Here is a 9,622-nt window from a genome sequence, read left to right as displayed (position 1 = left end):
CTCCAATCTCCTGATAGAGTCTGGTAAACGAGATCTGGTTGTTTATAGTCTCAATGGTCCCGTTCATCCGGTTCAGTATGGCGTGAATATCCGGATTGTCAGCATAATCGGATAAGAGATCGGTATATCCGCTTAAAACCGTCAGTTGATTCAGGATATCATGGCGTGTTATACTTGAGAGCAGGTGAAGTTTCATGTTCGCCTTTTCATATGCTGCGGTGACTTCTTTTCGAAAAGTGATATCACGTTTGCTCTCGCGCCGTCCCAGCCATGTACCGTCGTCACGAAACACTGACTGGCAGAAATGACTGATCCATCGCTCCTGTCCGTCTTTCGTGATTATCCTGTAGTCCATGTGATGAATCCCGTCGTGGCGGAGTGGGGCGTTTGAATAATGTCTCTCTACCATCTGCCGGTCATCAGGATGCGTAATATCCAGAACAAGGCCGGGGTTATGTAAGAATTCCTCGGCACGGTATCCGGTAATTCGTTCACAGGAGGGAGATGTGTAAATATAGGTGCCTGTCGGGCTTATCCAGGACTCCCAGTCATAAGTGAAGTCAGCAAGGGTGCGATACTTCTCTTCATTCTCAATGATGATCCGTTCAAGTTTTTTTCTGTCACTGACATCAAGGATGACGCCGATAATACCAGTCACGGTCCCCTCATGAGACAAGAGGGCGGATTTTGAGAATAGGACATCATGGATTTCCCCGTGTGCATCGGTAATGACATACTCATACTGCTGGATGTAAGGCTTCTTGATTATGAGTTCATCCATATGCCGGTAGTGGTCAGCAAGGTCTTTTGGATAAAAGTCATGCACTGATCTTCCGATTATTGAATATTTCCGGTGACCGATGAGGTCTTCAAACGCCTTGTTGCAGTCACGATACACCCCGTTTGTGTCCCGGAAGAAAACAGGAGCCGGTATTGCATCAAGGAGTGTCTGAATGTATTGGGAATATTCCATCTGCTGCTCGGCAAGTTCCCTGTACCGGTGTTCATTCAGGATTATCTCATCGCGCTTTCTTCTTTTCTCAACTGCCGTTTGTATATACGCTGCAAGTTTATTCAGAACCTGTACACTGCCATCACCTTTCTTCAGATAAAAGTCTGCACCTTCATTTAATGCATCTATTGCAATGTCTTCGGATCCGCGACCGGTGAAGAAGATAAAGGGGATGGAACCTTGAGAACTTCGCACCTGTTTTAAAAAAGATATCCCGTCCTGATCCGGCAATTCATAATCTGCCACGATCACATCAAAGGGATATTCGGATAGGAGCATGAGAGCTCCTTTCACACTATCTACTGTTCTGACCCGGAATCCTTCCTGCCGATTGAGGAATGCAGACGTAATATCGAGAACTGCCGGCTCATCGTCAAGGAGCAGGATACGGATCACGGAGTATTACCCTATACTGAATTATTTTTAATATGCTTAATAGAAACGGTAGAGTGTACAGGTACCGGATGCAAAATCGTATGTATGAAGTATGCGGATATTTCTCTACGATTATATATGGTGTTTCTTCGTAAATATCTGGAATCATGCGGTTGTGAACCTGACCTCATAGCTCTTATCCGATTAATCTCTCGTCAGATGGACCCTATCAGAAAAGCTTTTCTTGATAATCAGATGTATGAACATACCCTGAATGCCTCCGGAGAACTCCAGGCCCAGATGGATACCTGGGCAGATGAGCACCTGATCAAGGTGGTAGGAGAGTCCGGACTGGTGCGGGAACTTGCATCAGAGGAGCAGGCTGATATCATCCGGTTTGAAAACTCACGATGTGAGTACTGTATGGTTATGGACCCGCTCGATGGTTCCTCGCTCATCTCGACAAATCTTGCAGTCGGCACTATCGTTGGTATTTATGAGAGCGGTGGCGTGCTCCAACCTGGCTCGAAACTCAGAGCTGCTTTTTATACCCTCTTTGGACCACTTACGGTCCTTGTAATCTCCGTAGGAAAAGGGGTTCAGAGTTTTGCATGGGATCCGGAGAGTGAGCATTATCTCCTGCTCAAGGACCACTTCTCGGTGCCTGAAGGGAAGCAGTATGGAACCGGCGGCGTGAGAAATGAATGGCTATTACCTCATCTGAAAGTCATTGAGTATTTTGATCAGAATGGCTTTAAAATCAGATATTCTGGTTCATTTGTGGCGGATTGTCATCAGCTGCTGGTCTATGGCGGGATTTACACATATCCGGGATCTGAGAAGAGCCCGAACGGAAAACTCCGGCTTTTATTTGAAGCGAACCCCCTGGGATTTATTATTACCCAGGCAGGCGGACGGATAACCGATGGAAGAAGGAATATTCTGGATATTGTTCCTGAAAAACATCATCAGAAGACTCCGGTTTACATTGGTAGCAAAGGTATTATTGAAAAGATTGAAGAGATATACAAAAACTCATAACACTTTTTTCATATCGGTATCAGGAATCTTTAATATGGCTGCAAGCCTTATATAAGGCAGATGGTTAGCAGCATTGTCCTCCCAATCAAGAAAGTATATTCTCTTGTTGATACTCTGATCTCCGTAGAAATGAAAGAGGATGAAGGAAGGACATTTCAGGGCCGGCTTGTGGCAGTGGATGAGTACCTGAACCTGCATCTTGAGGAGAGTATTGAGACATCAGGGAAAAACAAGGGTCGCGAGCTTGGAACACTCGTTATTCGTGGTAACAATATTTTGTCAATTGCACCGGTTGCCTAAAGGTGGACATGTCCGGAACAGACGAGGATGCATTTCGGATCATTGCCTCTTCACCTGAAGGTGTACTGCAGAGTGAACTCTGGAAGATCCTTGGGGTTGACAGCAGGAAATGTTCACGAATCGTAAAGAAACTTTTGGATTCTAACAGAGTTGAACGCGTTGAATACCGGCAGGATGGTATTAAGACATTCAGACTAATTGCCCGCAAGGGTCCTGCTGATCCCTACTGTCTTCTTGCCGGTGATGAACTGATTCCCTGCATCGCATGTGATGAGGATTGCACCATTGAGTCATGTACTGATCTGCTTGACTGGATGTATCAGCTGGCAATCAGTGATGCAGAGGAATCATCCTCTGTTTCGAAAAAATCTGAAGAATAATTTATTGTGATATCCCCTCAGGGGTACTGTCATCAACAAATGCATTACATTCCGCACAGGAAAGGGTGGATATGTAATATTTATGCATGTATTCTTTTACCATCCGGCGGGATGAAAACCGGGGCGCATTGCTCTTAATTGACTCCTTCATCATCGCAACCCACTTATGGGGAATTCCATCAAGATCAGTATCGTAATAGAGTGGGACTATCTCATTTTCAAGGAGAGAGTACATTTCAGATGCATCCTCCCAGTTCCTATCATTATTGGTATGGTTCTTCCCGAATATCCATCCGTTCTTGCCATTATATCCCTCTATCCACCATCCGTCTGCGATTGAGAAGTTGAGAACGCCATTGACAGCGGCTTTCATCCCGCTTGTACCACTGGCTTCTAATGGGGGAACCGGGTTATTCATCCAGACATCAACACCCTGTACCAGGTACTTGGCTATCTGTTCGCCATAATCTTCAACAAATGCAATTCTTCCGCCAAATTCAGGTTGTTGTGCATACTGATAGATACGCTGTAAAATCCGTTTTCCTTCATCATCAGCCGGATGTGCTTTTCCGGCAAAAATTATCTGCACCGGTTTCCAGGGATTATTCAGGATCTTTTTCAGCCGGTCAAGATCCTGGAAGATAAGGTCGGCCCGTTTATATGTTGAGAAGCGGCGTGCAAATCCGATTGTCAGGGTATTGGGATCTATCAGAGCACCACCCGCCACCACATTTGCACAGTCTGCCTGGTATTTCATCCAGTCGCGCCTTTTAAATTGTAATATCCGGTTGATGAGTTTTATCTTCAGGGCGTAATGAAGCTCCCAGAGTTTTGCATCAGGAACCCGGTCAATAAGTGCCCATACATACTCCTTATCATGATGTTCAAACCAGTCAGGGCAAATGGTGGAGATGTACCGGTTAATGAGGGTGACAAGGCGTGGGTTTATCCATGTGGGAATGTGCACCCCGTTGGTTACCGACCCGATAGGGACTTCATCAAGTTTATGTTCAGGCCAGAGGAAATGCCACATCCGTCTTGCAACTTCCCCATGCTTTTCACTCACTCCATTTGCATGTGCAGCCATCCGCATACAGAACGCTGCCATGTTGAAGGTGTCCGGGGGATCCTCGACATGCAGACCTTTCTTTAGGAAATCCTCCCTGGACATATGCATTCCGGAATAGTATGCATTAAAGTACTTGTCAATCATCCAGTGAGGGAATTTATCATGGCCTGCAGGGACGGGTGTATGAGTGGTGAAGAGTGTTGTATTGTAGACATGATTGAACGCTTCTTCAGGAGTAAGTCCTTCCTCTATCTTCTGACGGTAGAGTTCAATCAGAGCAAAGGCTGCATGCCCTTCATTCAGGTGGACTGCCGAATATTTCACCCCAAGGGATTTCAGGGCATGAGTCCCCCCTATACCGAGCACGATCTCCTGAAGCAGTCTCATCTCATTGATACTACTATACAGCCGGCTGCTGATATTGCGAAGATGCGGTGGATTCTGCTCGATCTCTGTATCAATCAGGTAGAGAATGACACGACCGATATCCACTCTCCAGAGAGCAAAATGAATCTGGGGTGCAATGAAGGGAACCTGAAGAATTAACTGGTTTCCATCCCTGCCAAGAACCCGCTTGACCGGAGCATTATCACGGTCAAGTTTCTCTTCGACATCCTCCTGCCAGCCGTCATTTCTGATTCGCTGGTGCAGATACCCGTCAGAGTACATAAACCCGATCGCAACGAGTGGTATCCCGATGTCACTGCATTCTTTCAGATGATCTCCGGCAAGGAATCCAAGACCTCCGGCATACAGAGGAAGTGAGTGCTGAAGTCCGTATTCTGCAGAAAAATATGCGATCTTATGATGCTGGTGTTCCGGGTAATATTCATCAAACCATTGGTTTTTAGCCAGCATGTACCGCTGAAACTTCGCGATGACCGCATCATAGTGATTGGTATAGTCAATATTGGATGCCGCCGCTTCAAGTAATTCAGGTGGGAGTTCCTGAAGCATTCTGACCGGATTGTGTATGGATTCTTTCCATCCCTGACGGTTCAGATTTTTAAACAGGAGCCATGCTTCAGGGTGCCATGAGGACCAGAGATTATATGAGAGATCGATCAGCCCTGAAAGGCGGTCAGGAATATGATCGAAATCTATCCATCGAATGCCTATCATAATATGCCCGTGCACTCTTGCTGATAGGTGATTATCTTCATATATCGTATATAGTTAATGGCCGGGTGTTTTGTGAGGATATTATGCAGAAGAATCAGCCACAAAACAGTGGGCGGTCAGCAGAAAAGATACTCCCGGACGGATTCGAACCGTCGTCATCGGAACCAAAATCCGATATGATTGACCTCTACACTACGGGAGTTGAGAAGAGCAGGACAGACCTTGCCTTTACATATTTGTGCTGCTGGAATATAGAAATTCCCGCATCGCCTATCTGCGTTTTTTCAGAAGGCCCGGGAAGTACTTCTCAACTCTCTCTAAAATATCGGGGTCAAGACCGATTTTGCCTGCTGATTGTGCTTTTTTTATGAGGAAATCCTTTGCTTCTTCTTCGGAGAGGGTTCTGTACGCTTCCTTGGACTCGCGCTGCCAGTCGGTCCAGGATATAACATAATAATACTGTGTCCCGTCCGGAAGTGTCCGAAGATAGAGATCCTCACCCTGCCGGTAATCAAGCGATGCCCTGACTGAGGAATGGGGCGTTTTAAAGATCCAGGGATCGGTTTTTGGATCTATCTGCAGCCATTTTCCATCTGTTGTCCGTATTGTCCTCATGGTTCTTCTCCCTGATATTGCCGGATACCGGTTTCAGATGCCCTCCTGGTAGGAGTAGCAAGCGGGAAAAAATCCCGGTATACCTGACGGCGTTCATCCACATCGGTATGAAGATATACTTCAGTGGTTTTAATAGATGCGTGCCCCAGGTTCTCCTGCACAACCCGGAGATTTCTGGATCTCCGATAGAGTTCACTTGCATAACTATGCCGGATCTTGTGTGGGGTGATTCCTGGCGGGGCGTATTTTTTAAAGATAAGCTGCACGGTTCTCACTGATATATGATTGCCTCCCTGTCCGGGAAAAAGGGGACCTGACAGCCGGTTCCCGATAAGGCCTGCAATATCATCCAGAGTATCTTCATCCACAAAGACCATCCGGACTTTTCCTCCCTTTCCAAGTACCCGGATCATCTGATCATCAAAATCAACATCCTCTACATTCATGGTGCAGAGTTCAGAGACCCTGACCCCGGTTGCATAAATAATCCTGATCATAAGCCGGTCGCGTTCGTCCGGAATGGACTGCAAAAGACGCATGACCTGGCTGTGTTTCAGATACTTCAGTTCTTTCTCCTTTACTTTTGGACGGTCAATTCGAGGGACAGGGTTTGTTTCAACCACCTCCTGCATGAGAAGAAACCGGTAAAAGGATGAGAGTGAGGAGAGGATGCGGTTGTATGTGGTGGCATGGTACTGCCGATCAAGAGAGAGGAACTCTAAGTACCTGGAGATCTCGGATGCACTGACATCAACACAGGTCTCAAGCCTGAGCAGTTCCTTGTGCTCCCACTTTTTGGACAGGTCACCACGGAAGGATCTCGTCAGCCAGATGAACTGACCAAACCGCCTGATGGTGAGATCATAACTGCTCAAAGTTTTCTGCGAATAATTCCTCATTTTCAGATACTGGATAAATCTGGGGATCCATTCTGAAAAATATCCTCTTTCCACTGTTATATTTACTCTATCTCTAAAATAATAAGCATTTCGTAGAATACCTATTCTGCGAAACTGAGATCTCGGAATTACTTTATATCGATTATTCCAACTATGATCAGAAACATGCGTGAGTCTCCTGATGTCTGGCGAGAACTCCTGAGGTCTAGCATATATGCCTGAAAATACAGTCCTGATTGTCGAGGACGATGAAATAATAGCCCGGGTCTTAATCTCTATCCTACGCGACGGTGGATTTATTGTTCATACCCCGGTAAACTCAGGTGAACAAGTACTCGAGCAGGTAGCCGTGGAAAAACCAGACGTAGTCCTCATGGACATTGATCTTCCCGGGGTCATGTCAGGGATAGAAGCTGCGGCACAACTCTTCAACATATTCTCAATACCGGTTATCTTCGTCACCGGCCATGATGAGAAGAAGATTTTTGAGAAGGCTATGTCTTCTACGCCATTTGGTTTTCTCATAAAACCGGTCAATCCGAGTCTTCTTTACTGTGCGATCAAAGTCAGTTTGAATCTATGTGACAGGATACGCCAGACAACAGAGGGAAAAAAGGCAGGTCTCTCTCCTTCCATGTGGGTTCAGATAGCAGATTCTTCTCATCCGGTGATAATCATAAATTCAGATCATGCTATTCTTTGGATGAATCAGGCGGCTGAAGAATGCATTGAAGAACGCAGTTCTGCACTCTTCTTAAAAGACATTCGCCAGGCACTTCGTCTCTTATGCCCAGACCTTGACATCTCACCTGATTTTTTCAGGTCGCATGATGAAAGTGGGATGCAGCTTTGTGTTGGTTCAGGCCAGGAAGAAAGACAATATATAATTACTGCCCGGCCGATTATGAATATGTTTGGTACATATTCCGGTTCATTTATTACGATCACAAAACCCTCGTAACCTGGCATATGCCCATGGCCCCCAGAACGGGTGAATGATCCGAAGGAGTAATGTATGGATCTTCGGGCAAAAACATTCCTTATAATCGGACTGACCCTGCTCGGGGGTATAGCGCTCATAATACTCTTTTCCTTTACTCTTCTGACTGACAGTTATGACCAGTTTGAAGAAGATGACACCAGGCAGAATCTCATCAAAGGTCTGAAGGTACTCAGTTATGAAAAGGATCAGATCTATTCCCTGACCGGGGACTGGTCACGGTGGGATGAGACGTACTATTTTGTTCAGGATAAAAACGATGAGTACATCACACAAAACCTGAATTATGCTTCTATCCATAATCTTGGGATTGATCTCCTGATTTTTGTAAGAAATGATAACACCCTTAAATATGCAACCAGGATAAACCCAACTGCAGGGCGAATGGAATCCGTCCCTGATGAGATCCTGTCACAGGTACTCTCCATCCCGGATATTTTTACATTCGAATCGATTCTTGATGGAAAATCCGGTTTTATTATCCTGCCTGATGGTCCTGCCATAATTGTTGCCCAACCTATCATCACCAGTACCTATCAGGGTCCATCGGTTGGAACTCTGATATTTATTGAATATCTGAATGAGCCAAAAGTGAAGACCTTGTCCAGTATAGCAGACCTTCATCTTGCCATCTCATCAACACATGACCTTCCTCTTCCAAAAGCCCTGCCTGATATCAATGAAATAAATACCTCTTATATAATCGTAACTCCTGAATCTGACACAAATATAACTGGAACGTCATATCTTCCATCCATTGATTCAAAGGGCTTTCTTGAGTTTACCGTTACATTACCCAGAGATATAATCACACAGGGGAAAGCAACAATTCTGACCTTTCTACTCTTCCTCATGATCCTGGGCCTTGTGGTAATCGTTGTCTCACTGATAATCATTGACCGGCTGGTCCTCTTCAGGCTACGGACGCTTATTGAGAATATTAAAGACCGGAACACAGAACGCGCAAAGATAGATGCACCCCTTCTGGAGGGTGATGACGAATTTTCAAGACTCGCACAGGAGATACATCCCATTTTTCTAGAATTAAATCAGTCACAAAAAGACCTGGAAGAACATAACCGGCTTCTCTCAGAAAGTGAACGCAAATATCGTGAACTCGCAGATTTGCTTCCTGAAATCGTTTTTGAAGCAGACCTTGATGGAAATATCTCATTCATCAATCAGATGGGAATGAAGATATCCGGACATCGAATGGATGACCAGAGTACCGGTTTTCATATAGTGAATTTTATTCACCCACAAAGCCATCCCCAGTTCCTCCAGGCATTGGATCAGATCAGAAGCGGAAAACCCATTAATGGGAGTGAATTTTCAGGGATTAAACACAATGGTGAGATCTACCCTATTACCATATATGCATCCCCTATCTGGTCAGGATCACAGGTAACCGGGTTTCGTGGATTTGCAATTGACATATCAGAGAGAAAAGAGATTGAGAACTCACTTCGGAAACTTGCCGATATTGTTGAACATACCAGCACCGGCATCGTAACCGGGACCGGGGCCAATGTTGATTATGTCAATGCAGCATACTCACAGATGCATGGTATGGAACCTGAAGAGTTCATCGGAAAAAGTCCTTTTCTTGTGGGAACCAGGTATCCGGAGAAAAATTTTCTATCATATCTTGAAAGTGCTCTCTATTCCGGTCATGCCACGTTTGAACTTGATCACATCAGATCTGATAATTCTGTCTTTCCGGCACTCCATGATCTACCCAACCTCTCAGGAACGTCATCTGACGATGCCGTATGGTCGTTGAATGTGCAGGATATTACCGAACAGCGA

Annotated in this window: 9 protein-coding genes and 1 tRNA gene; 5 read left to right on the top strand and 5 right to left on the bottom strand. The window is 45.4% G+C overall.

Features of this window, described 5'->3' with window-relative positions; translation table 11 throughout:
- Window positions 1-1,408 (bottom strand): PAS domain S-box protein (locus tag LDL35_RS12275; RefSeq protein WP_304022812.1); only part of this gene is annotated, 1,408 nt, incomplete at its 3' end.
- Window positions 1,409-1,525: 117 nt separating this feature from the next.
- Between LDL35_RS12275 and LDL35_RS12270 the strand changes: the two genes are divergently transcribed.
- Genes LDL35_RS12270 through LDL35_RS12260 form a run of 3 tightly spaced genes read left to right on the top strand, consistent with a single transcriptional unit; the run spans window position 1,526 to window position 3,108 of the window.
- Window positions 1,526-2,428, top strand: coding sequence for a class 1 fructose-bisphosphatase (locus LDL35_RS12270; RefSeq protein ID WP_304022809.1), 903 nt, complete (start codon window positions 1,526-1,528; stop codon window positions 2,426-2,428).
- 60 nt (window positions 2,429-2,488) lie between these two features.
- Complete coding sequence (locus LDL35_RS12265) at window positions 2,489-2,728, top strand: LSM domain-containing protein (protein WP_011448229.1); 240 nt, start codon at window positions 2,489-2,491, stop codon at window positions 2,726-2,728.
- Between the two features lie 8 nt (window positions 2,729-2,736).
- Window positions 2,737-3,108 carry an Lrp/AsnC family transcriptional regulator gene (locus LDL35_RS12260; RefSeq protein ID WP_304022806.1) on the top strand — a complete coding sequence of 124 codons (372 nt, stop codon included), beginning with the start codon at window positions 2,737-2,739 and terminating at the stop codon, window positions 3,106-3,108.
- Window position 3,109: 1 nt separating this feature from the next.
- Here LDL35_RS12260 and glgP read toward each other — a convergent pair whose 3' ends face one another.
- The 4 genes from glgP to xerA form a co-directional block, all read right to left on the bottom strand.
- Window positions 3,110-5,299 carry an alpha-glucan family phosphorylase gene (gene glgP / locus LDL35_RS12255; protein ID WP_304022804.1) on the bottom strand — a complete coding sequence of 730 codons (2,190 nt, stop codon included), beginning with the start codon at window positions 5,297-5,299 and terminating at the stop codon, window positions 3,110-3,112.
- A 129-nt stretch (window positions 5,300-5,428) separates the two neighbouring features.
- Window positions 5,429-5,501, bottom strand: a tRNA-Gln gene (locus tag LDL35_RS12250).
- A gap of 68 nt (window positions 5,502-5,569) precedes the next feature.
- Window positions 5,570-5,914: a hypothetical protein gene (locus LDL35_RS12245; protein WP_304022802.1), complete on the bottom strand. Its 345-nt coding sequence runs from the start codon at window positions 5,912-5,914 to the stop codon at window positions 5,570-5,572.
- On the bottom strand, window positions 5,911-6,867 hold the full coding sequence (gene xerA, locus LDL35_RS12240) for a site-specific tyrosine recombinase/integron integrase (RefSeq protein ID WP_304022800.1): 957 nt from the start codon (window positions 6,865-6,867) through the stop codon (window positions 5,911-5,913). The genes LDL35_RS12245 and xerA overlap by 4 nt, the downstream gene beginning before the upstream one ends.
- A gap of 160 nt (window positions 6,868-7,027) precedes the next feature.
- Between xerA and LDL35_RS12235 the strand changes: the two genes are divergently transcribed.
- Entirely contained in the window at window positions 7,028-7,774 is a 747-nt protein-coding gene (locus LDL35_RS12235) for a response regulator (RefSeq protein ID WP_011448224.1), read from the top strand.
- A 54-nt stretch (window positions 7,775-7,828) separates the two neighbouring features.
- A partial coding sequence (locus tag LDL35_RS12230) for a CHASE4 domain-containing protein (protein WP_304022798.1) occupies window positions 7,829-9,622 on the top strand: 1,794 nt, incomplete at its 3' end.

The organism is Methanospirillum hungatei, assembly GCF_020216685.1.
Classification (GTDB): Archaea; Halobacteriota; Methanomicrobia; order Methanomicrobiales; family Methanospirillaceae; genus Methanospirillum; species Methanospirillum hungatei_B.
Note: the sequence above shows the minus strand (reverse complement) of the source record. Positions and strands in the feature narration are given on the sequence as shown.

Excerpts from the sequence above, each read along its gene's own strand:
- LDL35_RS12270 (WP_304022809.1), top strand. The coding sequence starts at position 1,526 with ATGGTGTTTCTTCGTAAATATCTGGAATCATGCGGTTGTGAACCTGAC.
- LDL35_RS12245 (WP_304022802.1), bottom strand. The coding sequence starts at position 5,914 with ATGAGGACAATACGGACAACAGATGGAAAATGGCTGCAGATAGATCCA.
- LDL35_RS12265 (WP_011448229.1), top strand. The coding sequence starts at position 2,489 with ATGGTTAGCAGCATTGTCCTCCCAATCAAGAAAGTATATTCTCTTGTT.
- LDL35_RS12235 (WP_011448224.1), top strand. The coding sequence starts at position 7,028 with ATGCCTGAAAATACAGTCCTGATTGTCGAGGACGATGAAATAATAGCC.
- glgP (WP_304022804.1), bottom strand. The coding sequence starts at position 5,299 with ATGATAGGCATTCGATGGATAGATTTCGATCATATTCCTGACCGCCTT.
- LDL35_RS12260 (WP_304022806.1), top strand. The coding sequence starts at position 2,737 with ATGTCCGGAACAGACGAGGATGCATTTCGGATCATTGCCTCTTCACCT.